Annotated in this window: 23 protein-coding genes and 1 pseudogene; 13 read left to right on the top strand and 11 right to left on the bottom strand. The window is 73.8% G+C overall.

Annotated elements, in window-relative coordinates; all coding sequences use genetic code 11:
• Positions 1–19 precede the first annotated feature (19 nt).
• Together AC0GKK_RS09090 and AC0GKK_RS09095 are read left to right on the top strand one after the other, a co-directional pair.
• Positions 20–5641, top strand: a complete 5622-nt coding sequence (locus AC0GKK_RS09090; protein ID WP_489883593.1) for an ATP-binding protein — start codon at positions 20–22, stop codon at positions 5639–5641.
• Entirely contained in the window at positions 5638–6405 is a 768-nt protein-coding gene (locus tag AC0GKK_RS09095; protein WP_062400793.1) for a beta-ketoacyl-ACP reductase, read from the top strand. Before AC0GKK_RS09090 ends, AC0GKK_RS09095 begins: the two co-directional genes overlap by 4 nt.
• A 58-nt stretch (positions 6406–6463) precedes the next feature.
• On the opposite strand, the gene AC0GKK_RS09100 is transcribed toward AC0GKK_RS09095, so the two are convergent.
• Positions 6464–7423, bottom strand: coding sequence for a helix-turn-helix transcriptional regulator (locus AC0GKK_RS09100; protein ID WP_489883594.1), 960 nt, complete (start codon positions 7421–7423; stop codon positions 6464–6466).
• Between the two features lie 66 nt (positions 7424–7489).
• Here AC0GKK_RS09100 and AC0GKK_RS09105 point away from each other — a divergent pair, with 66 nt between their 5' ends.
• Positions 7490–8599 (top strand): epoxide hydrolase family protein, encoded by a 1110-nt coding sequence (locus AC0GKK_RS09105; RefSeq protein WP_489883595.1) that lies wholly within the window; start codon positions 7490–7492, stop codon positions 8597–8599.
• A 9-nt stretch (positions 8600–8608) separates the two neighbouring features.
• Here the strand turns inward: AC0GKK_RS09105 and AC0GKK_RS09110 are convergent, their stop codons facing one another.
• The gene (locus tag AC0GKK_RS09110) at positions 8609–9790 is read right to left on the bottom strand and encodes a glycoside hydrolase family 3 N-terminal domain-containing protein (protein ID WP_489884001.1); all 1182 of its coding nucleotides are present in this window, start codon (positions 9788–9790) and stop codon (positions 8609–8611) included.
• A 124-nt stretch (positions 9791–9914) separates the two neighbouring features.
• A complete protein-coding gene (locus AC0GKK_RS09115; protein WP_489883596.1) occupies positions 9915–10904 on the bottom strand; it encodes a glutathione S-transferase family protein in 990 nt (329 codons plus the stop codon).
• Positions 10905–10939: 35 nt separating this feature from the next.
• Between AC0GKK_RS09115 and AC0GKK_RS09120 the strand changes: the two genes are divergently transcribed.
• Together AC0GKK_RS09120 and AC0GKK_RS09125 are read left to right on the top strand one after the other, a co-directional pair.
• Positions 10940–12145 (top strand): acetyl-CoA hydrolase/transferase C-terminal domain-containing protein, encoded by a 1206-nt coding sequence (locus AC0GKK_RS09120; protein WP_489883597.1) that lies wholly within the window; start codon positions 10940–10942, stop codon positions 12143–12145.
• Between the two features lie 339 nt (positions 12146–12484).
• A pseudogene (locus AC0GKK_RS09125) lies at positions 12485–14169 on the top strand (glycine/sarcosine N-methyltransferase).
• Positions 14170–14216: 47 nt separating this feature from the next.
• Here the strand turns inward: AC0GKK_RS09125 and AC0GKK_RS09130 are convergent.
• The 6 genes from AC0GKK_RS09130 to AC0GKK_RS09155 form a co-directional block, all read right to left on the bottom strand.
• Positions 14217–14444 carry a hypothetical protein gene (locus AC0GKK_RS09130; protein ID WP_073575498.1) on the bottom strand — a complete coding sequence of 76 codons (228 nt, stop codon included), beginning with the start codon at positions 14442–14444 and terminating at the stop codon, positions 14217–14219.
• A 26-nt stretch (positions 14445–14470) separates the two neighbouring features.
• Positions 14471–15382 (bottom strand): alpha/beta fold hydrolase, encoded by a 912-nt coding sequence (locus tag AC0GKK_RS09135; RefSeq protein ID WP_139282799.1) that lies wholly within the window; start codon positions 15380–15382, stop codon positions 14471–14473.
• The gene (locus AC0GKK_RS09140) at positions 15346–15924 is read right to left on the bottom strand and encodes a GtrA family protein (RefSeq protein WP_157818489.1); all 579 of its coding nucleotides are present in this window, start codon (positions 15922–15924) and stop codon (positions 15346–15348) included. The genes AC0GKK_RS09135 and AC0GKK_RS09140 overlap by 37 nt, the downstream gene beginning before the upstream one ends.
• Positions 15925–16052: 128 nt before the next feature.
• The gene (pcaG, locus tag AC0GKK_RS09145) at positions 16053–16607 is read right to left on the bottom strand and encodes a protocatechuate 3,4-dioxygenase subunit alpha (protein ID WP_073575500.1); all 555 of its coding nucleotides are present in this window, start codon (positions 16605–16607) and stop codon (positions 16053–16055) included.
• Positions 16604–17302: a protocatechuate 3,4-dioxygenase subunit beta gene (pcaH, locus tag AC0GKK_RS09150; protein ID WP_062400788.1), complete on the bottom strand. Its 699-nt coding sequence runs from the start codon at positions 17300–17302 to the stop codon at positions 16604–16606. The genes pcaG and pcaH overlap by 4 nt, the downstream gene beginning before the upstream one ends.
• Positions 17303–17331: 29 nt before the next feature.
• A complete protein-coding gene (locus AC0GKK_RS09155) occupies positions 17332–18555 on the bottom strand; it encodes a 4-hydroxybenzoate 3-monooxygenase (protein WP_337826481.1) in 1224 nt (407 codons plus the stop codon).
• 69 nt (positions 18556–18624) lie between these two features.
• Here AC0GKK_RS09155 and AC0GKK_RS09160 point away from each other — a divergent pair, with 69 nt between their 5' ends.
• Positions 18625–19383 carry an IclR family transcriptional regulator gene (locus AC0GKK_RS09160; RefSeq protein ID WP_073575502.1) on the top strand — a complete coding sequence of 253 codons (759 nt, stop codon included), beginning with the start codon at positions 18625–18627 and terminating at the stop codon, positions 19381–19383.
• 56 nt (positions 19384–19439) lie between these two features.
• A complete protein-coding gene (locus AC0GKK_RS09165) occupies positions 19440–20567 on the top strand; it encodes an epoxide hydrolase family protein (RefSeq protein ID WP_350590183.1) in 1128 nt (375 codons plus the stop codon).
• Positions 20568–20571: 4 nt separating this feature from the next.
• On the opposite strand, the gene AC0GKK_RS09170 is transcribed toward AC0GKK_RS09165, so the two are convergent.
• Both AC0GKK_RS09170 and AC0GKK_RS09175 read right to left on the bottom strand, forming a co-directional pair.
• Positions 20572–21801 (bottom strand): FIST signal transduction protein, encoded by a 1230-nt coding sequence (locus AC0GKK_RS09170; protein ID WP_489883598.1) that lies wholly within the window; start codon positions 21799–21801, stop codon positions 20572–20574.
• A gap of 95 nt (positions 21802–21896) precedes the next feature.
• Positions 21897–22205 carry a S24/S26 family peptidase gene (locus tag AC0GKK_RS09175; RefSeq protein WP_062404275.1) on the bottom strand — a complete coding sequence of 103 codons (309 nt, stop codon included), beginning with the start codon at positions 22203–22205 and terminating at the stop codon, positions 21897–21899.
• A gap of 112 nt (positions 22206–22317) precedes the next feature.
• On the opposite strand from AC0GKK_RS09175, the gene sodN reads away from it, so the two are divergent.
• The 6 genes from sodN to AC0GKK_RS09205 all read left to right on the top strand — a co-directional run bounded on the left by sodN (position 22318) and on the right by AC0GKK_RS09205 (position 25713).
• Positions 22318–22725, top strand: a complete 408-nt coding sequence (gene sodN / locus AC0GKK_RS09180) for a superoxide dismutase, Ni (RefSeq protein ID WP_062400785.1) — start codon at positions 22318–22320, stop codon at positions 22723–22725.
• A gap of 124 nt (positions 22726–22849) precedes the next feature.
• A complete protein-coding gene (locus AC0GKK_RS09185; RefSeq protein WP_178374146.1) occupies positions 22850–23182 on the top strand; it encodes an ArsR/SmtB family transcription factor in 333 nt (110 codons plus the stop codon).
• Positions 23179–23664 carry an SRPBCC family protein gene (locus AC0GKK_RS09190; protein ID WP_357546087.1) on the top strand — a complete coding sequence of 162 codons (486 nt, stop codon included), beginning with the start codon at positions 23179–23181 and terminating at the stop codon, positions 23662–23664. The genes AC0GKK_RS09185 and AC0GKK_RS09190 overlap by 4 nt, the downstream gene beginning before the upstream one ends.
• 28 nt (positions 23665–23692) lie before the next feature.
• Positions 23693–24226, top strand: a complete 534-nt coding sequence (locus AC0GKK_RS09195; RefSeq protein ID WP_489883599.1) for a P-loop nucleotide/nucleoside kinase family protein — start codon at positions 23693–23695, stop codon at positions 24224–24226.
• A 77-nt stretch (positions 24227–24303) separates the two neighbouring features.
• Entirely contained in the window at positions 24304–24858 is a 555-nt protein-coding gene (locus tag AC0GKK_RS09200; protein ID WP_489883600.1) for a DUF1697 domain-containing protein, read from the top strand.
• Between the two features lie 255 nt (positions 24859–25113).
• The gene (locus AC0GKK_RS09205; RefSeq protein ID WP_405418909.1) at positions 25114–25713 is read left to right on the top strand and encodes a superoxide dismutase; all 600 of its coding nucleotides are present in this window, start codon (positions 25114–25116) and stop codon (positions 25711–25713) included.
• The last annotated feature ends 34 nt before the right edge of the window (positions 25714–25747 follow it).

The following is a 25747-nucleotide window of genomic DNA, read 5'->3' on the forward strand; positions in this document are numbered from 1 at the left end:
GGAGCAGTGAAGCCCAGCCATGTTCTCGCGCATCGCCATCGTCAACCGCGGCGAACCCGCCATGCGGCTGATCAACGCCGTCCGTGAGTGGAACGCCCAGAACGGGCCCGACCGCCGCCTGCGCACGATCGCGCTGCACACTGCCGTCGACCGGCGGGCGATGTACGTCCGTGAGGCCGACGAGGCCGTCCTGATCGGGCCGGACGACCCGGACCACATGGGCACCAGCCCCTACCTCGACCACGCCGAGCTGGAGCGCGCGCTGCGCGCCACCCGCGCCGACGCGGTCTGGCCGGGCTGGGGCTTCGTGTCGGAGAAGGCCGACTTCGCCGAGCTGTGCGAGCGGCTGGGGATCACCTTCGTCGGCCCGTCGGCCGAGGTGATGCGCCGGCTCGGGGACAAGATCGCCTCCAAGCAGCTGGCCGAGTCGGTCGGCGTCCCGATGGCGCCGTGGTCCGGCGGTCCGGTGGCCGACGTCGAGACGGCGCGCAAGGCCGCCGAGACCGTCGGCTACCCGCTGATGGTGAAGGCGACCGCGGGCGGCGGGGGACGCGGCATCCGCTACGTGCCGGGCCCCGAGCAGCTCGACGAGGCCTTCGAGCGGGCCGCGTCGGAGGCGTCGAGGACCGCCGGGGACGCGACCGTGTTCCTGGAGCGCGCGGTGTCGGGCGGACGGCACGTCGAGGTGCAGGTCGTCGCCGACGCCACCGGCGACGTCTGGACCCTCGGGGTACGCGACTGCTCGGTGCAGCGGCGCAACCAGAAGGTCATCGAGGAGTCGGCGTCCACCGCACTCGACGCGGAGCAGGAGGCGCTGCTGCGCAGCTCGGCCGCCGAGCTGGCCCGCGCCGCGGGCTACGTCAACGCCGGCACCGTCGAGTTCCTCTACCAGCCCGAGGAGAAGCTCCTCTCCTTCCTCGAGGTCAACACCCGGCTGCAGGTCGAGCACCCGGTCACCGAGGCGTGCACCGGCGTCGACATCGTGAAGCTGCAGCTGCACGTCGCCGCGGGCGGCACCCTCGCCGAGGTCGCACGCGGGGTCCCGGCGGCCCAGGGCTGGGCGATCGAGGCCCGGCTGACCGCCGAGGACCCGGAGCGCGAGTTCGCGCCCGCCCCGGGGCGCATCGAGCACCTGGCGCTGCCGTCCGGTCCGGGCATCCGGGTCGACACCGGCGTCGCCGCGGGTGACGTCATCCCGCCGCAGTTCGACTCCATGATCGCCAAGGTGATCGCGTGGGGCCGCGACCGCGACGAGGCCCGCGCGCGGCTGTCCCGTGCGCTGCGCCAGACCTCCGCGGTGATCGACGGCGGCTCCACGAACAAGGCGTTCCTGCTGGACCTGCTCGACCGCGACGAGTTCCGCTCGGGCGAGCTGCAGACCACCTGGCTCGACACGATGATGGCCGACGGCTACGCGCCGCCGCGCCGCCTCGACGTCGCGCTGCTCGCCACCGCCGTGCAGAGCCACGACGGCCACGTCGCCCGCCAGCAGGAGCGGCTGTTCCGCTCCGCCGAGGCCGGCCGGCCCGAGGTGGGCTACGAGACCTGGCACCAGACCGACGTCACCGTCGCCGGGCAGTCCTACAAGCTGACGGTCGCCCGCACCCGCGCCGGCCGCTACACCGTCGAGCTGGACGGCGTGTCGGTCGACGTCGACGTCGAGCGCAACGGCGCCTACGAGCGCCGGCTCACCGTCGGCGACCTGTCCTGGACCGTGCTGTCGGTCGCGCAGGAGGCGGACTACCTCGTCGAGGTCGACGGCGCCGTGCACCGCATCTCCGGCGGCGAGGCCGGCATCGTCCGCGCCCCCGCCCCGGCGATGGTCGTCGCGCTGCCGGTCACCGCGGGCCAGACCGTGTCCGAGGGCGACACCCTCGCCATCGTCGAGTCGATGAAGCTGGAGACCTCGCTGCGGGCGCCGTTCGACGGCACCGTCGCCGAGATCCTCGTCCCGGCCAACACCCAGGTCGACGGCGGCACCAAGCTCGTGCGGCTGGAGCCGTCGGCCGACGCGGACGCAGCAGGCCCCAGCGGGGAGCGCGCCGACCTGTCCGCGTTCGCCGCGGCCGGCGCCGACACCGACGCCGCCGCGACCGCGGCCGACGCGCTGTCCGCGCTGCGCTTCCAGGTGCTGGGCTTCGACGTCGACGAGCGCCAGGCCCGCCCGCAGCTGCGCCGCCTCACCGCCGCCCGCGACCAGCTGGCCGCCGACGACCCGGCCGTGCTGGCCGGGGAGACCGCCGTCCTGCAGATCTTCGCCGACCTGTGCCAGCTCTCGCGCAACCGGTCCGAGACCGACGACGAGACCGGCGAGACCGAGCGCAACCCGCAGGAGTACCTCTACGCCTACCTGCGCTCCCGCGACGCCGACGACGAGGGCCTGCCCGAGTCGTTCCAGGCCAAGCTGCGCCGGGCGCTGGCCCACTACGGCGTCACCGAGATCGACGGCGGGACCGGCCGTGCCGACGACCTGGGCCCGGCGCTGTACCGCATGTTCCTGGCCCACCGCCGCGCGCCGCAGCAGGTGCCGGTCGTGCTGGACCTGCTGAACTGGCGGCTGCGCCACCCGGAGTCGGTCGCGAACCTCTCCCCCGCGGCGCGCGAGGACTACCTGCGCACCCTCGACGAGGTCGTCGTCGCCACCCAGCTGCGGCACCCCGTCGTCGGGGACACCGCGCGGCTGGCCCGCTACCGGGCGTTCGACGCCCCGGTCGTCGCCGCCGAGCGGGACCGGGCGCTGGCCGAGGTCCGGGAGAGCCTGGACGTGCTCGCCTCGGACCCGGAGACCGCGGACCGGGCCCGCCGGATCGACACCCTCGTCGGGTCCTCGGAGCCGATCCTGGGCGTGTTCGGGGAGCGGCACGACGCCGTGCTGCTCGAGGTCATGACCCGGCGCTACTACCGGGTGCGGGTGCTGCGCGACCTGGAGCTCGTCGAGCACGCGGGCAAGCCGCTGCTGACCGCCCGCTACCAGCACCTGGGCCGGGACCGCACGGTCTTCGCCTCGGTGATCGACAACAACGACCCGGCCGCCGCGCAGGCCGTGTCCGACGAGCTGCGCCGCCGCGTCGGCGAGCTCGACGGGGACCGCACCGCGCTCGTCGACCTCTACGTCACCTCGACCAAGGCCGACGACGGCGGTGACCCCGACGCCCGCGCCGAGCGCGTCCGCGCCGCACTGGGGAAGGTGCCCGCGCACCTGCACCGGGTCGCCGTCGCCGTCCGCCCGAACCCGCGCGCCGCGGGGACGGCGAGCGAGGAGGCCGAGCCGCCGACCTGGTTCACCTTCCGGCCCGACGAGACCGGCGAGCTGGTCGAGGACCGCACGCTGCGGGGCATGCACCCGCTGGTCGCGGACCGGCTGCGGCTGTGGCGTTTCCGCAACTTCGAGCTGCACCGACTGCCCGCCGCCACCGACGTGCACCTGTTCCGGGCCACCGGCCGCGAGGTCACCGCCGACGACCGGCTGGTCGCGATGGCCGATGTCCGCGAGCTGACCGTGCTGCGCGACGAGGAGACCGGGAAGGTCCGCTCGCTGCCGCAGTTCGAGCGCGCGCTCGACGCCTGCATCAACTCGCTGCGTGCCGCACGCGCCGGGGACCGCACCCTCGCCCGGATGTCGTGGAACCGGATCGCGCTCTACGTGTGGCCGGAGGTCGACGTCCCGCTCGCCGAGCTGGACTCGGTGGTCCGCCGGCTCGCGCCGCGCACGGCCAACCTCGGTCTGGAGCAGGTCCTCGTCGAGTTCCGCACCGCCGACCCGCAGGTCACCGGCGGCCAGGGCGGTCCGCGCTCGATGCTGCTGCGCATGTCGCGCCCGCCCGGCGCGGGGCTCACGGTCAAGCTCGACCAGCCCCCGACCGAGCCGATGCGCGAGCTCGACGCCTACGACCAGAAGGTGCTCAAGGCCCGTCGCCGCGGCGCCGTCTACCCCTACGAGATCGTCCCGCTGCTCACCGCCCCGGTCGACGCCGGCCCGGGCACCTGGCAGGAGTACGACCTCGTCGACCCGGCCGACCCGGCGCTGCCGGTGCCGGTCGACCGCGCCCCCGGCGGCAACAGCGCCAACCTGGTGCTCGGCGTCGTCTCGGTGCCGACCCGGCGCTACCCGGACGGGATGAAGCGGGTCGTGCTGCTCGGCGACCCGACCCGGGCCCTCGGCGCGATCGCCGAGCCGGAGTGCCGCCGCGTGATGGCCGCGATCCACCTGGCCCGTGAGCTGGACGTGCCGATCGAGTGGTTCGCCGTCTCGGCCGGCGCGAAGATCGCGATGGACTCCGGCACCGAGAACATGGACTGGATCTCCCGGGTGCTGCGCGGGATCATCGAGTTCACCCAGGACGGCGGGGAGCTCAACGTCGTCGTCACCGGCATCAACGTCGGCGCCCAGCCCTACTGGAACGCCGAGGCGACGATGCTCATGCACACCAAGGGCATCCTGGTGATGACGCCGGACTCGGCCATGGTGCTGACCGGCAAGCACTCGCTGGACTTCTCCGGCGGTGTCTCGGCCGAGGACAACTTCGGCATCGGCGGCTACGACCGGATCATGGGCCCGAACGGGCAGGCGCAGTACTGGGCGCCGGACCTGGGCGGCGCCGTGGGCGTGCTGCTGGCGCACTACGCCCACACCTGGACCCAGCCGGGCGAGCGGTTCCCGCGACCCGCGCCGACCACCGACCCGGTCTCCCGCGACGTCACCACGGCGCCGCACTCCGGGCCGAACTGCGACTTCACCACGCTCGGCGAGATCTGGGCGCCGGAGACCAACCGGGAGCGGAAGAAGCCGTTCGACATCCGCTCGGTGCTGCGCGGCGTCGCCGACGCCGACCACCCGACGTCGGAGCGGTGGGCCGACATGCACGACGCCGACTCGGTCGTCGCGCTCGACGCCCACCTCGGCGGCCAGCCGATCGCGATGATCGGCATCGAGTCGCGGCCGCTGCCGCGGCGCGGGCCGCGCCCGGTCGACGGGCCGTCGCAGTTCACCGCCGGGACGCTGTTCCCGCGCTCGTCGCGCAAGTGCGCGCGGGCCATCAACGCCGCGTCCGGCAACCGGCCGCTGGTCGTGCTGGCGAACCTGTCCGGGTTCGACGGCTCGCCGGAGTCGCTGCGCGGCCTGCAGCTGGAGAACGGCGCCGAGATCGGCCGGGCCATCGTCAACTTCGACGGCCCGATCGTGTTCTGCGTGGTCTCCCGCTACCACGGCGGCGCGTTCGTGGTGTTCTCCGGAACGCTGAACGACAACATGGAGGTCGCCGCGATCACCGGCTCCTACGCCTCCGTGCTCGGCGGGGCGCCCGCCGCGGCCGTCGTGTTCGCCGGCGAGGTCAACGACCGCACCGCCAAGGACGAGCGGGTCACCGACCTGGAGACCCGGATCAAGCAGGCCGTCACCGACGGGGACGAGGCGACGGCGGCACGGCTGCGCGGCGACCTCGCCACCCTCCGCCCGGACGTCCGCTCCGAGAAGCTCGGCCAGGTCGCGGACGAGTTCGACACCAAGCACTCCATCGAGCGGGCGCAGTCCGTCGGCTCGGTGCACCGGATCGTCTCCCCCGACCAGCTCCGGCCGTACCTGGCCGACGCGGTCCAGCGGGGCATGAAGCGCACTCTCGACACCTTTGGAGGAAACGCATGACCGCGATCACCGATACCCACCCGGAGCAGCGCGTCGCCATCGTGACCGGGGGTGCGCGCGGGATCGGCGCCGCGATCACCACCGCGCTGGCCCGCACCGGGGTGCACGTCGCCGCGGGGTACTCGTCGAACTCCAAGGCCGCCGACGAGCTGAAGGGCAAGCTGGAGGCCGAGGGCGCGTCGATCTCGGTGCACCAGGGCAACGTCGGCTCGCCCGAGGACTGCCAGCGGGTCGTCACCGAGGTCCTGGAGCAGCGGGGCCGCGTCGACTACCTGATCAACAACGCCGGCATCACCGTCGACAAGACCGTCCGCAAGCTGACCGTCGACGACTGGCACGCCGTGCTGCGGATCAACCTGTCCGGCGCGTTCTACATGACCAAGGCCGTGCTGGAGCACATGACCGGCAACGAGTTCGGCCGGATCGTGAACATCTCCTCGGTGATCGGCCAGACCGGCGCGATGGGCCAGGCCAACTACGCCTCGTCGAAGGCCGGCCTGATCGGCTTCTCGAAGTCGCTGGCCCAGGAGGTCGCCCGCAAGGGCGTCACCGTCAACTGCGTCGCGCCGGGCTTCATCGAGACCGAGATGGTCGCCGCCGTGCCGGAGAAGGCGCTCGAGAAGATCGTCTCGAAGATCCCGGTCGGCCGCCTCGGCCAGGCCGACGAGATCGCCCGCGCCGTGCAGTTCCTCGTCGACGACCGCGCCGGCTACGTGACCGGCTCGGTCATCAGCGTGAACGGCGGGCTGGACATGGCGTCCTGACCGTCGTTCTCCCCTGCCGAGGGCCTCGCACAGTGTCGTGCGGGGCCCTCGTGCGTACTCAGGGGACCGTGGTCGCCCGGGTGTAGCGGTCGGCCAGTGCGCGCAGCCGCGCCACCAGTTCCGGTGGCTCGGTGACGTGGAAGTCCAGGTCGAGCAGCCCGATGTACACCGCGACGGTCTCGATGCTGTCCGCCCCGGTCACGAGGACGCAGTGCGTGTCGTCGACCCCCTCGACCGCGCCGACGGCCGGGTTGATCCGGGCGAGCACCGTCGCCGCCGGTGCGTCGACGGTGATGCGGACGTGCACCTGCCACCCGGTCGACGCGGCCTCCCGCAGGACCAGGGCCGGGTAGTCCCCGCCGGGCAGCGGGTCCGGGACGAACCGGCGGCCGGTCGCCGTACGCGGGCGGACCAGGTCGACCCGCCACGTCCGCCACCCGCCGTCGAGCCGTCCGACCAGGTACCAGCGGCCCTGCCAGGAGACCATCCGGTACGGCTCGACCGTGACCGGCCACTCCTGCCCGGGCAGGTCGAGCCGCACGCAGGTGTGGTCGCGGATCGCGGTGGCGAGCTCGGTGAGCACCGCCGGGTCGACCTCCGGATCCGGGTCGACGGTGTCGGTGTTGCGCGGCCCCGCGACGGTGCCGTCGTGGATGGCGGCGACGCGGCGGCGCAGCCGGTCCGGGAGCACCTGGTCGAGCTTGGCCAGGACGCGGTCGCCGCTGTCCCCCAGCCGCCCGCCGTGCGCGCTCACGGTGCGCAGCCCGATCGCCACGGCGACGGCCTCGGCGTCGTCGAGCTGCAGCGGGGGCAGCCGCGCGCCGGGCCCGAGCCGGTAGTGCCCGGCGCCGCCCCGGACGGCGTGCACCGGGTAGTCGAGTCCGCGGAGCCGGGCGACGTCGTTGCGGATGGTGCGGGTGCTGACGCCCAGCCGCTCCGCCAGTTCGGGTGCGGTCCACTCCGGACGGCTCTGCAGCAGCCCGAGCAGCGCGAGCATGCGGGCGGCGGTGTCGGCCACGAGAATCTCCGGATCCGGTCGCGAACAGGAAGGGAACGTGCCTGATCGACCGGCACCGTAGTACCCATGACGCCGTTCACCGTGCAGATCCCGCAGTCCGACCTCGACGACCTCGCCGACCGTCTGTCCCGCACCCGGCTGCCCCGTCCCGCGCCGGGCGACGACTGGACCTACGGCACCCCGAACGCGTGGCTGGCCGCGACCGTCGCGTACTGGCGCCACGGGTTCGACTGGCGGGCCCAGGAGGCCCGGATGAACGCCCACCCGCAGTACCTCACCGAGATCGACGGCCAGGTCCTGCACTACCTGCACGTCCCCTCGGCCGAGCCCGGCGCGACGCCGGTGCTGCTGCTGCACAGCTGGCCCGGCTCGTTCGCGGAGTTCCTCGACGTGATCGGCCCGCTGACCGACCCGGTCGCGCACGGCGGCCGCGCCGAGGACGCCTGCTCGGTGGTGGTGCCGTCGTTGCCCGGGTTCGGCTTCAGCACCCCGCTCGCCGAGGGAGGCTGGACCACCGCCCGGATCGCCGCGACGCTGGACACCCTGATGCGCCGGCTCGGCTACACCTCCTACGGGGCGCACGGCAGCGACGCCGGGGCACTCGTCGCACGGGAGCTGGGCCTGCTCGACCCGCCCGGGTTCCTCGGGCTGCACGTGCTGCAGCTGTTCTCGTTCCCGTCGGGCGACCCGGCCGAGTTCGAGCGGCTGGGACCGGACGACCACGCCGCACTGGAGTTCATGCAGTGGTTCTCCTCGGTCGGCGGCTACAACGGGATGAACGCCTCCCGCCCGCAGACGATCGGCGCGGCGCTGGCCGACTCACCGGTCGGGCAGCTGGCCTACTCCGAGCTGTTCGCGTCGTTCGGCAACGGCACCGCCCTGGTGACCCGTGACCAGCTGCTGACCCAGGTGTCGCTGTACTGGCTGACCAACACCGCGGCGACATCGGCCAGGATCTACTTCGAGGACGCACGCGCCGGCGCGGAGCCGCGGGTGAACCACGCCCGGACCGGGGTGGCCGTGTTCGCCTCGGACTTCCGGACCGTCCGGGTGTTCGCCGAGCGCGACAACACCCGGATCGAGCACTGGAGCACCTTCGACGAGGGCGGGCACTTCGCCGCCCTGGAACGGCCGGCCGACGTGGCGGCCGACATCCGGGCGTTCTTCGCCGGCTGACGGGCGAGCTCAGCCGCGGCTGCAGAGCCCCTTGGCCGCCAGCACCCGCGCGACGGCGGTGTCGTTGTCCTGCGCCGTGATCCGCCCCTCGGCCAGCGCCTTCTCCGCGGCGTCGAGCAGCGGGGCGACCGGGGTGACGTTGGAGAACAGCGCCATGTCCGCACCGGCGCTCAGGGCCCGGGTGGTGGCCTCGGCGAGCCCGAAGCGGTCGGTGATCGCCTTCATCGCACCGAGGTCGTCGGTCATGGCGAGGCCGTCGAACCGGTAGTCCTCGCGCAGCAGCCGGTAGGCGGCCGGGGCGATGCTGGTGGGCACGTCGGTGGTCAGGCCCGGGACGTCGAGGTGGCCGAGCATGACCCCGACCCGCCCGTCGAGCGGCTTCCCCGGTCCGACGAGGTCGGCGTAGGGCCGGAGGTCACCGGCACGCAGCTGGTCCAGCGGCGGCGTGCTCACCGAGCCCTTGTGCGAGTCACCGGAGCTGTGCCCGTGGCCGGGGAAGTGCTTGAGGACCCCGAACACCCCGCCGGCCTGCTGCCCCTCGGCCCAGGCGGCGGCGTAGCGGGTGACGGTGGCCGGGTCGTCGGAGAACGAGCGGTCCCCGATGACGGCGGTGCGCGGCTGGTCGGAGACGTCGACCGACGGCGCGAGGTTCCAGGTGACGCCACGGGCGCTCAGCTGCCCGGCGCGCTCGCGGGCGATCCCGGCGACCTCCTCGGGGCTGTCGGACGCGGCCATCTGCCGGGCGCTGGGGACGTCGCCGTCGAGCTCGTCGATGCGCTGGACCCGGCCGCCCTCCTCGTCGACGGCGACGGCGAGCGGCGTGCGGGACGCCTTCTGCAGTGCCGCGAGCCGGTCGTCCTGCAGCAGCGCGGTCGCGTTGCCGCCCAGGAACACCCCGCCGACCTGCGACTCCCGCACGATCGCGGTGGCGCCGGCCGGGTCGGCGGCGTCCACCCCGACCATCAGGCGCTGGGCGAGCCGGTCGCGCGGGGACAGCGCCGCCACCATCGGGACGCAGGTGTCCGGGTCCGGCTGTGCCGCCGGCGCCGCCTGCGGCTGTGCACCCGGCGGGGCGGCGTCGGTGCTGTTCGCAGTGAGCTGCGGCCCGGCGACGGCGACGAGCCCCGCCGTCAGCGCGCCCACGACGGCGGCGGTGAGCAGTCCGGTGCTGCGACGGCGTCGCTGCCGGATCACGGGGTGGGGTCGTCCAGGCACTCGCATCGCGACCATCGTGACAGGCCCGTCCCGGCCCGGCGCCCCCGCCGCGCCGCGGTCACCGGCTCCCCGGCCCGGCCCGCTGCGCCGGGTGCGGGGCTCAGCCGACCGCGGGGACCCGCTCGGACTCCGGCGGCGGGCCGGGCGGGGTGCCGTCGCCGAACGGGCGCCCGCCCAGCTCCTCACGGCCGTGCGCGGTCGTCCAGCCTGCGGTTTCGGGCCCCTTCGGGACGATCCCGGTCGGGTTCACCGACGCGTGCACGCCGTAGTAGTGCTGCTTGACCTGCTCGAAGTCGATGGTGTCGCCGAAGCCGGGGGTCTGGAACAGGTCCCGGGCGTAGGCCCACAGCACGGGGAGCTCGGTGAGCTTGTGCCGGTTGGCCTTGAAGTGGCCGTGGTAGGCGGCGTCGAAGCGGACCAGGGTCACCCACAGCCGGATGTCGGCCTGGGTGATCGAGTCACCGACCAGGTAGCGGCGCGTCGACAGGTGCTCGGACAGCTCGTCCATCCGCGACCACAGGGCGTCGTAGGCGCGGTCGTAGGCGCGCTGGGACGAGGCGAACCCGCACTTGTAGACGCCGTTGTTGACGTCGTGGAAGATCCCCTCCCCGATCTCGTCGATCGCCTCCGGGTCGGTCCACAGGTCCGGGGCGCCGTCGCGGTGGAGCCCCCGCCACTGGGTGGACAGGTCGCGCTCCAGCAGCGCGTACTCGTTGGTGACGACCTTGCCCGAGGCGACCTCGACCATGGCGGGGACGGTGACGCCCTCGTCGTAGCCGGGGACGGCCTTCTCGTAGGCCTCGCGCAGGTACTCGATGCCGAGCACGGGGTCGACGTTCCCCGGGTCGAGGTGGAAGCGCCAGCTGCGCTCGTCGTGCAGCGGGCCCGCGATGCCCATCGAGATCGCGTCCTCCAGCCCGAGCAGCCGCCGGGTGATGATCACCCGGTTCGCCCAGGGGCAGGCGCGCGCGCCGACGAGGCGGTAGCGGCCCGCCTCGACCGGCCACGGCGACGACCCGTCGGCCGTGATCCGCTCGGCCACCCCGAGCGCCTCCCGTACGAACTCACCGCTGTCCTGGTCGGTCCCCATGCCCGCCAACGCTAGCCCTGTGGTCGGATGGGCGCATGGGCGTCGACGGTGACCTCGCACGCGGTCTGTCCGAGCTGGTCGCGCCGGGTTCCCGGGTGGCGCTGGCCGACGGCTGCGGGCTCCCCTACGCGCTCGCCCGCCCGCTCTCGGCGGTCGCGGCCCGGGCCGGGGGTGTGCGGCTGGTGCTGGGCTGGGTGCCCGGCCCGGCCCCGGACCTCGAGCCGGACGCGTTCGCCGACATCCGCACCGTCGTCGGGGGGCCGGGAGCGCGGGCGCTGATCGAGTCCGGGCGCGCGCACCGGGTCCCGGCCCGGCTCTCGGCGACGCCCGCGCTGCTGGCCGGCCCGCTGCGCCCGGACCTGCTGCTGGCGACCGTCGTCCGCGACGACCGCGGTGACCTGCGGTTCGGTGCGGAGGCCTCCTGGATGCGCGGCCTGTACGACGCCGGGGTCCCGGTCGCGGCGGTCGTGTCCCGCTCCGCGCCGCACGCCGACGCCGGTCCCCCGCTTGCCGGGGTGGCGGTGCTCGGTGAGGTCGACGGACCGGACGGGGCCCCGCACACCGTCGCCACCCCCGCGCCGGGCGACGCCGACCGGGCGGTGGCCGCCGCGGTCGCGGGCCTCGTCCCGGCGGGGGCGCGGATCCAGTTCGGCCCCGGGCGGCTGGCCGCGGCACTCGTCGAGGCCCTGGACGTGCCGGTCGCGGTGGACTCCGGGCTGCTCGCCGACGCGGTCGTCGACCTGGACGAGCGCGGGCTGCTGCGCGGGACACCGTCGTCGACGGCGCTCTACGGCAGCCCCCGGCTCTACGACTGGGCCGACCGGCTGGGCCGGGCCGGCCGCGGCACGGTCCGGCCGGTCGAGCACACCCACGACGTGTCCCGGCTCAGCACTGACCCGGGGCCGCTGGTCGCGCTGAACACCGCGCTGGAGATCGACCGGGACGGCCAGGTCAACGTCGAGGGCGTCGCCGGCTCGGCGGCCGGGATGATCGGCGGGCACCCGGACTTCGCGGCGGCCGCGGTCCGCGGGCCGGGACTGTCGGTGATCGCGCTGCCCGCGGCGCACCGCGGGCGCCCGACGCTGGTGGAGCGGCTCGGCGGACCGGTGACGACGCCGTCGCACGACGTCGACGTGGTCGTCACCGAACGGGGTACGGCGGACCTGCGGGGGCTCGGCCGCGGGGAGCGGCGACGCGCGCTGAGCGCCCTGTGGGACGGCGCCGTTACGCCGGACGGATGAACTCCGATCCATGGTGTGACCGGAACCACAGATCACCCGGGGTGAACGGATCGCCGACGTCCCGGCCGCGGGCCGCCGCCGGCCGGACGGCCGTGCCACGCCGTCCACTCCGGACCCACGACGTGTGACGACCACATGACGTCACTGGTGGGCGCGCACGCCGTCGTTCGCCGTCCGGGACTGATCGTCGCCGCCCGGAAAGTCCCCGGATGACCGGCTGAGTTGCGCATAACACAACTCCGGCGGCTGTTCCAGGCTCACCCTGGGTGAGCGGACAGGGGCCGCGGGAGCACCTACGGTCAGGGCCGTCCCGCACCCGAGCGCCGAGGAGGCGCGCCCATGACGGCAGACCACCGCAGCGGGCTCCGGGGGCCCGCCAGCACCGTGCAGGAGTTCGGCGACGCGCCCACCGAGGTCCGCGAGTCCACCCACTACAAGCACGAGTACGTGCAGACGTTCGTCGACAAGTGGGACGAGCTGATCGACTGGCGGGCCCGCTACGCCAGCGAGGGGCGGTTCTTCGTGGACCAGCTCCGCACGCGCGGGGTCACCAGCGTGCTCGACGTGGCGACCGGTACCGGCTTCCACTCCGTCCGGCTGCTGGAGGAGGGCTTCGAGACCGTCGTGTCCGCCGACGGCAGCGCCGAGATGCTGGCGAAGGCCTTCGACAACGGGATGAAGTTCGGCGGGCACGTGCTGCGCGTCGTGCAGGCCGACTGGCGGTGGCTCAACCGGGACGTGCACGGCGAGTACGACGCGATCATCTGTCTCGGGAACTCGTTCACCCACCTGTTCTCCGAGCGGGACCGCCGCAAGGCGCTCGCCGAGTTCTACGCGATGCTCTCCCACGACGGCGTGCTGATCCTGGACCAGCGCAACTACGACGCGATCCTGGACAACGGCTTCACCTCGAAGCACCGGTACTACTACTGCGGCGACGACGTCGTCGCCGAGCCGGAGTACGTCGACGACGGCCTCGCCCGGTTCCGCTACCGGTTCCCCGACGGGTCCCAGTACCACCTGAACATGTTCCCGCTGCGCAAGGACTACACCCGCCGCCTCATGCACGAGGTCGGGTTCCAGCGGGTCGAGACCTACGGCGACTTCCAGTCGACCTACGCCGACGACGAGCCCGACTTCTTCGTGCACATCGCCGAGAAGGCCTACCTCGACCAGGAGGACGCCGAGTGACACGGACGACCCAGGACACCGCCGAGCACACCGCCCGGTCCTACTACGACTCCGACGACGCCGACACCTTCTACTCCCGGGTCTGGGGCGGCGAGGACATCCACGTCGGCATCTACAGCGCACCGGACGAGCTGATCTCGGTCGCCAGCGCCCGCACGGTGACCCGGATGGCCGAGGTCGCCGGGGTCGGCCCCGGCACCCGGGTACTCGACCTCGGGGCGGGGTACGGCGGCGCGGCCCGCCGGCTGGCGGCCGCACACGGGGCCACGGTGCACTGCCTCAACCTCTCCCCGGTGGAGAACGCCCGCAACGAGCGGATGACCCGGGAGCAGGGCCTGGACGGTCGGGTCGAGGTGACCACCGGCAGCTACGAGGACGTGCCGGTCGAGGAATCCTCGATCGACCTGGTGTGGTCACAGGACGCGTTCCTGCACTCCGGTTCCCGCGAGACCGTGCTGGACGAGATCGCCCGGGTCCTGCGCCCCGGCGGGCAGGTGGTGTTCACCGACCCGATGGCCGTCGACGGGCTCGACCAGTCCTCGATCCAGCCCATCCTCGACCGCATCGCACTGTCCACGATGGCCACGCCCGGCTTCTACACCGACGGGCTGGCGCAGCGTGGCTTCAGCGGCGTCCAATTCCTCGACCACGCCGAGCACCTGCCGACCCACTACCGCCGGGTACGCGAGGAGCTCGTGGCGCACGAGGAGGAGCTCTCGTCGTCGATCTCGGGTCCCTACCTGAGCGCCATGAAGGCGGGCCTGCAGCACTGGGTGGACGGCGGGCGGACCGGGAAGCTCACCTGGGGGATCGTGCACGCGGTCCGGACCTGAGGACGGTGTCCGGCCCGGGCCTCGCGCGGGGCCCGGGCCGGACGCGCTCAGCCGTCGTCGTCGGCGCCGTTGCCGCCGTCGTCGCCGTCCTGCCGGCCGTCCTGGTCGTCGTCGCCGTCGCGGTCGTCGTCGTCCGTGCCCTGCTGCTGTTGCTGCTGCTGGGGGGCCGGCTCGGGGGTCGCGGACCCGCCGCCGCAGGACGCGGCGGTGGTGAGGACGAGCGCGAGCGCCGCGAGGGTGCCGAGCAGCGCCCGGAGAGGGGTGGTTCGTCGCATACGCACGAGTCTTCCCGATCGCCCGGTCAGCCGCAGAGGAAGGCACGCACCGCCGCGGTGGTGGCGGCGGGCTGCTCGTCGACGAGGAAGTGCCCGGCCCCGGTGACCGCCTCCCCGGTGACCAGACCGGGATCGGCGGCCGCGCGGCGCCAGACCTCCAGTGGGCTCTCGCTGTTGGCGCCGACGACGCCGCGCTCGCCCCACAGCACCAGGGTGGGCGCGGCGATCCGCTCGCCCGCCACGTCGGAGGCGGCGTCGTGCTCCAGGTCGATCGAGGCGCCGGCTCGGTAGTCCTCCAGCATCGCGTGCCGGGCCGCCGGGTCGGCGAACGCGCGCTCGTAGGTGGCCAGTGCCTCGGGCGGGTGCGCGTCCAGTCCGGAGCCCCAGCCGCCGAGCAGCGAGTGCAGGTAGCCGATCGGGTCCCCGGCGATGAGTCGCTCGGGCAGGTCGGCGGGCTGGATGAACAGGAACCAGTGGTAGTACGCCGTCGCCAGCGCCCGGTCGGTGTGGGCGTAGACGTAGGCGGTGGGGAGGATGTCGAGCAGCGCGGCCCGCGCGACGCGCTCGGGGTGGTCCAGCAGCATCCGGTGGGTGACACGGGCGCCGCGGTCGTGGCCGACCACGGCGAAGCTGTCGAACCCGAGCCGCGCCATGACGTCGACCTGGTCGGCGGCCATCGCCCGGAACGAGTAGCCGGCGTGGTTCTCGCCGTCGGTGGGGCGGCCGGACTCGCCGTAGCCGCGCAGGTCGGTGGCGACGACGGTGTGGTCACGTGCCAGGTCCGCCGCGAGCGGCCCCCACATGGCGTGGGTCTGTGGGAAGCCGTGCAGCAGCAGGACGGGCGGACCCTCGCCGCCGCGCACCCCGTGGACGACGACCCGCTCCTCGGGCGGGCCGACGGTCAGGTCGAAGGCGTCGAAGTCGACTGTTCCGGGCACGGGTGCCGTCCTCCCTGGTCGGGTCGCGCGCCGGCGGCGGCCGGCCGCGCCACATCGAACACCCAGAACCGCAGCACCGCGAACCGCAGCAGCCCGCCGGCGAGGCTGGCGACCGCGACGACCGCGGCCTCCTCCCCCGGCGTGGTGGCCCCGGCCAGCTGGTGCAGTGCGAGCAGCACCGCGGAGGTGTAGGTCGCGTAGAACGCGACGGTGCCCGCGTCCTGCACCCACTCGCGCAGCCGGTGCGCGGGGGCGCCGTCGAAGGCGAAACGGCGGCTGGCCTCGGTGCTGATCGCGGTGGTGAGGACCAGCGCGACCAGGTTCGCCGGGACGGCCGGGAGCACCGGGCGGCACAGCAGGAACAGCGCGGCGTTCAGCGCCGTCGCCCCACCGCCGACGGCGGCGTAGCGGGCGAGCTGCACGGCCAGCGGGTACCGCCGCGACAACGCGACGACGGCACCGTTCACGCGCCCGGGGACCCGGGCCGCGGAGGTCGCCGGGTCCCCGAACGGCACGTGTGCCGCCGACTGTGCTGCGTCCACCGGTCCTCCCGCCCCCCGCTGGGTAGATCTTCGCAGGAGTACCCCCGACGGATCACCGGGAATCAACCGGACGCGTCACACCTTCACGGGGTGATGCCCCGGGCGGGTGCGCGCGCGGCCGGGCACCGTCACAGTGCGAGGAACACCGTCTCGCCCTCGCCGCGCAGGCGGATGTCGAACCGGTACCGGCCCGGGCCCTCCGCGACGGCGACGAGCGTGTGCCGGCGCGCCTCCGGGACCGCGGCGAGCAGCGGGTCGGTGGCGTGGGCGTCGGCGTGCTCGGGGAAGTAGATGCGGGTGACGACGCGGTCGAGGAGGCCGCGGGCGAACACCGAGACGTCGATGTGGGGTGCCTCGTCGGGCAGCGCACCCGGCAGCACGGTGCGGATCCGCCACCGGCCCTCGTCGTCGGTGGGGCAGCGGCCGAAGCCGCGGAAGCCCTCCACCGTGGACTTCGCCGCGCCGCGCGGGTCGTCGGGATGGTCGAAGCGGCCGTCCGGATCCGCCTGCCAGGTCTCGACCAGCGCGTCGGGCACGAGCGCGCCGGTGCCGTCGACCACGGTCCCGCCGACGAGGACGGCACCCGGGGTGCCGTCGGGCACGACGTCCGGGCCGTCCGGCCAGGGCAGCCCCAGCGACAGGTACGGGCCGACGGTCTGGGTGGGGGTCAGCGGCAGGCTCATGCGTGGGGCTCCTCGAACGGGGTGGCGCCGCGGCCGCGCAGCACGATGTCGAAGCGGAAGGCCAGCGCCCACTCGGGCCGGGTCGCGTCGAGGTCGAAGGTGGACACCAGCCTCCCCCGGGCCTCCTCCGGCGTCGCGTTGTAGATCGGGTCCTGGCCGAACAGCGGGTCGTCCGGGAAGTACATCTGGGTGACCAGCCGCTGGGTGAAGGCACGCCCGAACAGCGAGAAGTGGATGTGGGCGGGGCGCCAGGCGTTGTGGTGGTTGCCCCACGGGTAGGCGCCGGGCTTGATCGTGGTGAACGAGTAGTTGCCCTGCGCGTCGGTGAGGACCCGGCCGCCGCCGGTGAAGTTCGGGTCGAGCGGGGCGGGCCAGTTGTCCCAGCGGTGGGCGTAGCGCCCCGCGGCGTTGGCCTGCCAGACCTCGACGAGGGTGTCCGGCACGGGGCGGCCGTCGGAGTCGAGCACCCGCCCGGCGACGACGATCCGCTGGCCGAGCGCCTCGCCGCCGGCGCCGACGGTGAGGTCGTCGTCGCCCGGGCGGACCGGGCCGGTGAGCAGCGGGCCGGTGATCTCGGTGAGCCGCTGGGGCAGGATCACCGGCTGCTCGGACGGCGCCCGCAGCGCGGTGCTGCGGTAGTCCGGTGAGAGCAGCGGTGCGTGGGTCCCGGCCGGGACGGGGGCGTAGCCCTGCATCGGCGGTCCTTCCTCGTGGTGGGTGGGATCTAGACGGCGCCGTGCGGGAGGCCGACGTAGTTCTCGGCAAGGCTCGTCGCGGCGGCGCGGGAGGTCACGGTGTAGCGCAGCTGGGAGCGCTGCAGGCCGACGCCGAACGCGTCGCCGCCCTCGGTGGCGGGGTCGAAACGGTGGAGCATCGAGGTCATGAACCAGGAGAAGTGCTCGGCCCGCCAGACCCGGCGCAGGCAGGTGTCGGAGTAGGAGTCGAGGCCGCCGGTGTCGCCGTCGCGCAGCGCGCGGACGACCGCCTCGGCGAGCACCCGGACGTCGGCGATCGCGAGGTTCATGCCCTTCGCCCCGGTGGGCGGGACGATGTGCGCGGCGTCGCCGGCGAGGAACAGCCGTCCGCGGCGCATCGGGGAGGCGACCATGCTGCGCATCGGGGTGACCGAGGGCTTCTCGAGGAACTCGCCCTCGTTCATCGTGAAGCCCTCGCAGGCCAGGCGGGTGTGCAGGGCGTCCCAGATGCGGGCGTCGGACCAGTCGGCCGGCCTGGTGTCGTTCGGGACCTGGACGTAGAGCCGGGTCACCTCGGGGCTGCGCATCGAGTAGAGCGCGAAGCCGTTGTCGTGGTGGGCGTAGACGAGCTCGTCGGTGGTGGGAGCGGCCTTCGCGAGCACCCCGAGCCAGGAGAACGGGTAGACCCGCTCGGCGATGTCCGGTGCCACCAGCGGGCGGGAGACGCCGTGGAAGCCGTCGCAGCCGGCGATCACGTCGCAGCGCACGACGTGCTCGGCGCCGTCGGCGTCGGCGTAGGTGACCGACGGGGCGTCGGTGTCGACGTCGTGCAGGGCGACGCCGGAGACGCCGAACTCGACCGGCAGGCCCGCGTCGTCGACGCGGTCGGCGAGCAGGTCCTTCACGACCTCCTGCTGGCCGTAGACGGTGATCCCGGTGCCGACGAGGTCGGCGAAGTCGATCCGGTGGTCGGCGGCGGGGGCGCCGGGGGCCTCGGCGAAGCGCAGCGAGATGCCGGTGTGCGGCATGCCCTCGCGGTCCAGCCGTCCGGCGACGCCCATCCCGCGCAGCAGCTCGACCGTGGGTGCCTCCAGCACCCCGGCGCGGACCCGGGCCTCGACGTAGGCGCGGTCGCGGGCCTCCAGCACGACCGAGTCGACACCGGCCAGCGCCAGCAGCTTCGCCAGCACGAGCCCGGCGGGGCCCGCCCCGACGATGCCGACCTGGGTCCGGGACTCGCGTCGCTGCGTCATGGGAGTCACCTTCCCGTTCCCGGCACGGCCGTTCGACCGGGCTTCCGCTCTACGGAAGAATGCCCGGCCATGACGACGCGTCCGGTCCGCTCGGGGGTCACCGCGCGGGTGCTGGACGTGCTGGGCGCGTTCAGCGCGCAGGACCCGGTGCTCGGGCTGAGCGACATCTCCCGGCGCACCGGGCTCCCGCTGACGACGGTGCACAGGATCGCCGGTGAGCTCGCCGCGGGCGGGGCGCTGGACCGCGGCGACGACGGCCGCTACCGGATCGGGCTGCGGCTCTGGGAGATCGCGCACCTGGCCCCGGCCAGCCACGGGCTGCGGGAGGCGGCGATGCCGTTCCTGGAGGACCTGCACGAGGTCACCCGGCACAACGTGCAGCTCGCCGTGCTCGACCCGGACGACGCCGGCGAGGTCGTCTACGTCGAGCGACTGTCCAGCCGCGACGCCGTCTCGATCGTCACCCGGACCGGGTCGCGGCTGCCGTCGACGGCGACCGGGGTCGGGCTCGTGCTGCTCGCCCACGCCGACCCGGCCGCGGTCGAGGCCGTGCTGGCCCGCCCGATCCGCCGGTTCACCCCGTTCACGGTGTGCCGCGCCGACGGTGTCCGGGCGCTGCTCGCCCAGGCCCGCACCGGCGGGTTCGTCGTGTCCGACCGGCAGATCGAGGAGGTGTCGATGTCGGTGGCCGCCCCGGTGCGCGGCGGGGACGGTCCGGTGGTCGCCGGGCTGTCGATCGTCGTGCCGGCCGCGACGAACCCGCACACCCTGGTGCCCGCGGTGCGCGCGGCGGCCCGCGGGATCAGCCGGGCGCTCGCCGCATCGTGATCGTTCCGTGCCGTGGCCGGTACGCCCGTCGTGGCGTTCCGTGCCACCGTGACGACGTGCGTGACTTCCGGATCGAGATCCCCGACGCCGAGCTGGACGACCTGCGTGAGCGGCTCGCCCGCACCCGCTGGCCGGATCCGGCGACCGTCGAGGGCTGGTCCCAGGGCGTCCCGCTGGACTACGCCCGCGAGCTGTGCGAGTACTGGCGCACGCGCTACGACTGGCGCCGCGTCGAGGCCGAGATCAACGCGTGGCCGCAGTTCCGCACCGGTCTCGACGGCGGCGGCGACGACTCGGTCGAGATCCACGTGCTGCACGCCCGCTCGAAGCACCCGGACGCGATGCCGCTGCTGCTCACCCACGGCTGGCCGGGCTCGCTGGTCGAGTTCCTCGGCGTGCTGCCCGCGCTGACCGATCCCGAGGACCCCGCCGACGCCTTCCACGTCGTCGTGCCGACGCTGCCCGGGTTCGGGTTCTCCGGCAAGCCCACGACGACCGGGTGGGGGGTCGAGCGGATCGCCGTCGCGTGGGCGCAGCTGATGGACCGGCTCGGCTACGAGCGCTTCGCCGCGCAGGGTGGCGACTGGGGCTCGATGATCACCTCGGCGCTGGGGACCGCGGCCCCGGAGATGCTGTACGGCATCCACCTGACGATGGCGCTGGCGCCCAAGCCCGACGCCGCCGCCGGGCTCACCACGCAGGAGAAGGCCGACATCCGCTTCTCCAAGGAGTTCTCCCGCTACGGCTCCGGCTACTCCGCCGAGCAGTCCACCCGTCCGCAGACCATCGGCTACGGGCTCGCCGACTCCCCCGCCGCGCAGTGCACGTGGATCGTGGAGAAGTTCTGGGACTGGACCGACTGCGCGGGTCACCCGGAGAACGTGATCAGCCGGGACCGGCTGCTGGACAACGTCATGCAGTACTGGCTGGGCTCGGCCGGAGCGTCGTCGGCGCGGATCTACTGGGAGAGCTTCGCCCGCCGCCGCCTCGACGACGTCGAGGTCCCGACCGGTGTCGCCCAGTTCCCGCACGAGATGGTGAAGCTCCCCCGGTCCTGGCTGGAGCGCCGCTACACCGACCTGCGCTGGTTCTCGCGTCCCGACGTCGGCGGGCACTTCCCGTCGCTGGAGCAGCCCGAGTCCTTCGTCGACGAGGTGCGGGGGTTCTTCCGCACCCTGCGCTGAGGTCTCAGACCACCAGCACGGACGCGGTGAACGCGTGCAGGTGGTTGCCCGGCCCGACCGGTCCGATCTCCCCGGCGGCGAAGAAGCCGGCCACCCGGGGGCCGGGCGCGTCGCCGGACCCGCCCGCGTGCGGGTCGAGGCCGACGCGCACGGCGTGCACGTCGTGGTCGGCGTCGCCGAACATGCCGGCGCCGCGACCGTTGCAGGAGAACAGCAGCGCGCCCGCGGCCGGCGCGGCGCGGCGCACCGGGGCGAGCAGCTCGTGCAGGTCCTGGGCGGCGCCCGCGGCGTCGCGGACCTGGAAGCGCACGGTGGTACCGATCTCGACGACGTCGCCCGCGATGACGGCACCGTCGCCGACGTCGACGGCCAGCACCGCGCGGACCAGGAAGTCCCCACGGTCGTGGGACTCGGCGTACTCGTCGACCGCGACGCCCAGGTGCAGCCCGGTCAGCGCCTGCTGCTGCTCCTCGGGCGGCAGCGCGGTGACGATCTCGCGCAGCCGCTGGGCCGCGGGCCGCCCGGCGAGCTCGGCGATCCGGTTCTGCTCGGCGCGGGTGACGACCATCGGCGGCCCGATCGGGCGGCATCCCTGACTGACGACGACCCGCGCGTCGGACGTGCCGCCGAGCAGCACCCCGACCGCGCCGCCGTGGTGCACGGTGCCGCCGGCGAACAGCCGGTTGGCCCCGGGTCCGCCGGGGCCGCTCGCCAGGCCGCCGATCACCGGGAAGCCCGGGCTCGTCGACGCGAGCCGGTCCAGCACCCCGCTGACCGGGAACGCGAACGGGTCGGCGAGCAGGACGGCGACGCGGTCGTCCTCGGCGGGCGGGACCAGGCCGCGCACGCCGATCGCGTCGCGGCCGTCCGGTCCGGCGCCGGGGCGGCGCTCGGCGACCGGGAAGATCGTCCGGACCCGGGTGCCGGGCAGCGACGCCGCCCAGACGGCGACGGCGGGCTCGCCCTCGACGCCGCGGCCGTCGGCCATCACGCCGTGCGCGGTGGTCCCGATCGTCGCGCCGGGCGCGGCGAGCTCCATCACCCGCAGCCCCGCGGCCTCGACCTCCTCGACCGGCGCGGCCGCCCCCGCACCGGGGCAGACGAAGAACACCACGAGGTCGGGGACGACGCCGAGCGCGGCCAGCGCCTGCCCCGTCGCGACCTCCGCGGCGCCGACGAGATCCGGCCCGACGGCCAGCCCGTCCCCGACCTGCACACCCTCACCGGCACCCACGGCCCCGACGCTACGTCAGCCCACGGCTCCCGCACCGGTTCGGGCGTCCCGCGCGGGGCCGGGACCGGTGCGGGGCGCCGGGTCCCGTGCGGGGCTCAGTGGCGGGGTCCGGGCACCCGGCCGGGGCGGGGCCAGAGGCGGTGGCGGGCGACGGCGTGGACGGAGGCAGGGCCCAGGGTGGCCGAGTCCGTCGAGCCGAACGGGTTGTCGCCGCGGACGTGCCAGCCGTCGCCGTCGGGGTGAACGGCCCGCTTCACCGACAGCTGTCCGGGGCGGGACGCCCAGGTCACGAGGACGACGTCGCCGGACCGGACGGGCGCGCCGAACCGGACCAGCACGACGTCGCCGTCGGACAGGGCCGGGGACATCGACGGCCCCCGCACCGTCACCCTCCGCAGGCGCATCACGGACTCCCTCCAGAGTGGATCTCTCGCGGCGGTGGTCGTCCTGCCCGACCACCGCCGCGAGGGTAGGGTCGCCGGTGCCAGAACGATCACCCCACCAGGGAGGACACTCATGCGGCTGTCCCGCATTCTCCGTCCGCGACTGGAGGCCACCGCGCACTGCGACCTCCCCTGCGGCGTGTACGACCCGGCCCAGGCCCGGATCGAGGCCGAGTCGGTCAAGGCGATCCAGGAGAAGTACCAGGGCAACGAGGACGTGGACTTCCGGGCCCGCGCCATCGAGATCAAGGAGCAGCGCTCCGACCTGGTCAAGCACCACCTGTGGGTGCTCTGGACCGACTACTTCAAGCCGCCGCACTTCGAGAAGTACCCGGAGCTGCACGAGCTGTTCAACAAGGCCACCAAGGCCGCCGGCGCGTCGGGCACCAAGGGCTCGAACGACCCGGCCACCGGCCAGGAGCTGCTCGACTACATCGCCCAGATCGACAAGATCTTCTGGGAGACCAAGCAGGCTGCCTGATCCCAGGCTCCGGGACGGCGCTGACCAACGGGAACCTCTCCCCGTGGTCAGCGCCGTCGTCGTTTCCGGTTCATGGCATGTATATGCCTTGACCGGCATATACCTGTCATGGCATGTTCAGCGCGTGCGTGATTCCTTCGACGTCCTGGCGGACCCGACGAGACGAGCCATCCTGGACCGGCTGCGGACGCCGCAGGGCTGCGTCGTCGGAGAGCTCGTGACCGCGCTCGAGCTGAACCAGACCGCGGTGTCGAAGCACCTGCGCGTGCTGCGTCACATGGGCATGGTCGACGTCGTCGTCGAGTCCCAGCGCCGACGCTACGTCCTCCGGGCGGACGCACTGGCCGAGATCGAGACCTGGCTCGCGCCGCATCGCGCCTTCTGGCAGGAACGACTCGACGCCCTGGGCGCACATCTCGACTCCCTCGACAGCCCCCACGGAGAGGAACCATCGTGAGCATCCAGGTCACCGTCGATCCCGACGGCCCGGTCCTGCGCTTCGCGCGCCGCTACCCGCATCCGATCGAGAAGGTCTGGGCCGCGCTGACCGAACCCGCCCAGATGAGCCGCTGGTTCCCCTGCGAGGTGCAGGCGGAGATGCGCGTCGGGGGAACGATCACGCTGACCTTCGAGGGCGGCGAGCAGGACCACGCCGAGATCACCGAGCTCGAGCCACCGACGGCGTTCGGGTTCACCTGGGCCGACGAGAGGCTGCGCTGGACCCTCGAACCCGACGGCGACGGCTGCGTGCTGCGTCTCAGCAACACCGTGCTCGACCCCCGCTGGTCGGCGAACACCGCCGCCGGGTGGGACCGCTGCTTCGAGGCACTCGCCGCACACCTCGGCGGGAGCGACCTCGACACCACGCCGGGGCCCGACGAGGCCCTCATCGCGCACTACCGTTCGGTGCTCGGGTCAGGAGCCCCGGCACCTCGGTGAGTCCGGGCCCCGGCGCTACGTTGCCTCCGTGATCGTCTGGCTGAACGGCGGGTTCGGGGCGGGCAAGACGACCCTGGCCGCCGAGCTGCACCGCCGCCTCCCGGACGCGGTCGTGTACGACCCCGAGGACGTCGGCCTGATGCTCTGGAGGTGGCTCCCGCCGAACGAGGACTTCCAGGACCTGCCGAGCTGGCGGGAGCTGGTCGTCGCGACGGCCCTGTCCCTGCGCAGGCACCACGCGCGGACACTGATCGTGCCGATGTCGCTCCTGCGCGACGGCTACCGGGCGGAGATCCTCGACGGCCTGGCCGCTGCGGACGAAGAGGTCCTGCACGTCTTTTTGGACACCGCCCCGGAAGTGCTGCGGGATCGGCTCCGCGCCCGTACTCCGCCACCTGACGACCACCGACCGGACGGGTCGGCCCTCGACTGGGCCCTGAGCCGACTGGACCCGGCCGCCGCGGGCCGGCAGCCGGCGGGGACCCTCGTCCTGCGCTCGGACCGGCTCACCCCGACGGAGCTGGCCGACACCGTGCTGGCCGCCGCCGACCGTCCGTCGTGAGGGCCGGGAGGTCCGCGCACGGTCCGCCTCGGCCTTCACCCTTCCGACCGCCGCGTAGCCGCGGCACCATTCCCGGCGTGCGCACCCACGTCGCGCTGCTGCGCGGGATCAACGTCGGCGGCCACGGGAAGGTCCCGATGGCCGACCTGCGCCGGGCGCTCGGCGGGCGCGGCTGCGCCGACGTCGTCACCCACATCCAGTCCGGCAACGTCGCCCTGACCAGCCCCCTGGGTGACGACGAGGTCGCCGCCACGGTCGCCGCGACGCTGGTCGAGGAGTTCGGCGTCGAGCGCCCGGTGGTCGTGTTCGGCCGCGACGACTACCTCGCCGCGGTGGCCGCGAACCCGTACCCGGAGGTCACCGCCCCGAAGCAGCTGCACGCCCTGTTCCGGGCCGGCCCGGTGTCCGACGACGACCGCGAGCGGATCGTGGCCGCGCTGGCGGCCGAGCGGGCGAAGGGCGGACGGGGCGACGCCGTCGCCCGCGGGCGGGTGGTCTGGCTGCACCTGCCCGACGGACTGGGACGCAGCGAGCTCGCCACCCGGCTGGCCGCCCGGACGAGGGCCGGCGACCAGGGCGGGACGATGCGGAACCGGGCGACCGTGGTGAAGCTGGCCGAGCTCCTGGGCTGAGCCGGACACGCGACGGCACCGCGGCCGCGTCCGGTCGGACGTGACGCACGGCGCCGTCGACGGCGGACTCGAGCTGCCAGAACGATCCCCACCGCGTCGCCCGCATTTCTGCAAGTGACTTGCAGAAGAGTACATGTGGCGAATCGCTGCGTCCATGCGTGCGCGTCGCCCGTCGCGGGTAGGCAGCAGTTGCTACATAGTGGCAAATGACCGCGCGTGGCATCCCGCCGCGCATCCCCGACGAGGAGAGGCCCCATGGCCGAGTACACACTTCCGGACCTGCCCTACGACTACTCCGCTCTGGCCCCGCACATCGCGCCCGAGATCATGGAGCTGCACCACTCCAAGCACCACAACACCTACGTCCAGGGCCTCAACACCACCCTCGACAAGCTCGCCGAGGCCCGCGACAAGAACGACTTCGGCGCCATCGTCGGACTCGAGAAGACCCTCGCGTTCAACCTCGGCGGCCACGTCAACCACTCCGCCTTCTGGAACAACCTCTCCCCCGACGGCGGCGACAAGCCCACCGGCGACCTCGCCGCCGCCATCGACGCCGACTTCGGCTCCTTCGACGGCTTCCAGGCCCACTTCACCGCCGCCGCCACCACCATCCAGGGCTCCGGCTGGGCCGTCCTCGGCCACGACCGGCTCGGCGACCGCCTGCTCATCCACCAGCTCTACGACCAGCAGTCCCAGCTCCCCGCCGGCCAGACCCCCATCGTCCTGCTCGACATGTGGGAGCACGCCTTCTACCTGCAGTACAAGAACGTCAAGCCCGACTACGTCAAGGCCTGGTGGAACGTCGTCAACTGGGCCGACGCCGCCGAGCGGTTCGCCGCCGCGAAGGGCTGAGCATTCCCCCACCGCGACCACGCCCCGCCCGGGA

It is taken from the genome of Pseudonocardia sp. P-1, from assembly GCF_058111925.1.

What these genes read in the sequence shown, in the direction of transcription:
- AC0GKK_RS09090 (WP_489883593.1), top strand. Translation starts at nt 20, where the DNA reads ATGTTCTCGCGCATCGCCATCGTCAACCGCGGCGAACCCGCCATGCGG.
- AC0GKK_RS09095 (WP_062400793.1), top strand. Translation starts at nt 5,638, where the DNA reads ATGACCGCGATCACCGATACCCACCCGGAGCAGCGCGTCGCCATCGTG.
- AC0GKK_RS09105 (WP_489883595.1), top strand. Translation starts at nt 7,490, where the DNA reads ATGACGCCGTTCACCGTGCAGATCCCGCAGTCCGACCTCGACGACCTC.
- AC0GKK_RS09115 (WP_489883596.1), bottom strand. Translation starts at nt 10,904, where the DNA reads ATGGGGACCGACCAGGACAGCGGTGAGTTCGTACGGGAGGCGCTCGGG.
- AC0GKK_RS09120 (WP_489883597.1), top strand. Translation starts at nt 10,940, where the DNA reads ATGGGCGTCGACGGTGACCTCGCACGCGGTCTGTCCGAGCTGGTCGCG.
- AC0GKK_RS09130 (WP_073575498.1), bottom strand. Translation starts at nt 14,444, where the DNA reads ATGCGACGAACCACCCCTCTCCGGGCGCTGCTCGGCACCCTCGCGGCG.
- pcaG (WP_073575500.1), bottom strand. Translation starts at nt 16,607, where the DNA reads ATGAGCCTGCCGCTGACCCCCACCCAGACCGTCGGCCCGTACCTGTCG.
- pcaH (WP_062400788.1), bottom strand. Translation starts at nt 17,302, where the DNA reads ATGCAGGGCTACGCCCCCGTCCCGGCCGGGACCCACGCACCGCTGCTC.
- AC0GKK_RS09155 (WP_337826481.1), bottom strand. Translation starts at nt 18,555, where the DNA reads ATGACGCAGCGACGCGAGTCCCGGACCCAGGTCGGCATCGTCGGGGCG.
- AC0GKK_RS09160 (WP_073575502.1), top strand. Translation starts at nt 18,625, where the DNA reads ATGACGACGCGTCCGGTCCGCTCGGGGGTCACCGCGCGGGTGCTGGAC.
- AC0GKK_RS09175 (WP_062404275.1), bottom strand. Translation starts at nt 22,205, where the DNA reads ATGCGCCTGCGGAGGGTGACGGTGCGGGGGCCGTCGATGTCCCCGGCC.
- sodN (WP_062400785.1), top strand. Translation starts at nt 22,318, where the DNA reads ATGCGGCTGTCCCGCATTCTCCGTCCGCGACTGGAGGCCACCGCGCAC.
- AC0GKK_RS09205 (WP_405418909.1), top strand. Translation starts at nt 25,114, where the DNA reads ATGGCCGAGTACACACTTCCGGACCTGCCCTACGACTACTCCGCTCTG.